The sequence below is a fragment of the Streptococcus sp. KR genome (genome assembly GCF_002238115.1).
Taxonomy (GTDB): Bacteria; Bacillota; Bacilli; order Lactobacillales; family Streptococcaceae; genus Streptococcus.
Genome location: NZ_NGVM01000085.1, coordinates 1 through 771 on the forward strand (window position 1 = coordinate 1; position 771 = coordinate 771).

Sequence of the window (771 nt, forward strand, 5' to 3'; positions counted from 1 at the left end):
TCAGGCGTTGGTGTGAGTGATGACAGTATTAAATTTGAGCAGATTTCAGTTGATGAAGGTTTACTCAAAGCCATTCAAACTAACAACCTTGCGAGTGAGAAAGTCGCTTCCGTGTTTGGCATTCCGTCAGAAATGATTGGTTTGGAAAACTCACATAGTTCAGTAAGTCAATCATTGAAAGTCATGTTTTTACAAGGCTTAACGCCTTTTTTTGGAGCTATTCAATCAGAACTCAATAATAAGTTGCCAGGCTATGAGATCGAACAAGATAAGTCGAAGATTTTGCCAGCAAGTTTTGTAGACAAAGCTAAGACAGTTGTTTCACTTGTTGAAAACGGCATCATGATGCCTTGCGAAGCACGTCAGACGCTTAATATTGATAAGCCAAGTGATAACGACAATGAAGCACTCAACCGCTTCTATGGCTCATTGAATTACTCGCAACTCGATAACTTGTCAGAAAACGACTACAACAAAGCAAATGCTTCAAAATATTCAAATGACAATACAGATACTAATGAGGAGGGAAACAATGATTCAAAATGAAAAATTAATTATCAATTCGTCCGAGATTCGAGCAGTCGAACCAACAGATGATGACGATAATTCAACGGGTAAACAACTTGAAGGCTATGCCCTAATGTTTAATCAGCCTTCGAAAGATTTAGGTGGGTTTATTGAAGAAATTGACCCACAAGCCTTACAAAATACAGACTTGTCACAAGTTTTGTTTTTGAACGATCATAATTTCAACCAGCCAATTGCAAAAGT

Annotated in this window: 2 protein-coding genes; both read left to right on the top strand. The window is 37.7% G+C overall.

Annotated features, from left to right (window positions below; genetic code table 11):
* Positions 1-546 (top strand): phage portal protein (locus CBI42_RS10960; RefSeq protein ID WP_142294117.1); only part of this gene is annotated, 546 nt, incomplete at its 5' end.
* Positions 533-771 (top strand): HK97 family phage prohead protease (locus tag CBI42_RS10965; protein WP_256963802.1); only part of this gene is annotated, 239 nt, incomplete at its 3' end. The genes CBI42_RS10960 and CBI42_RS10965, both read left to right, overlap by 14 nt.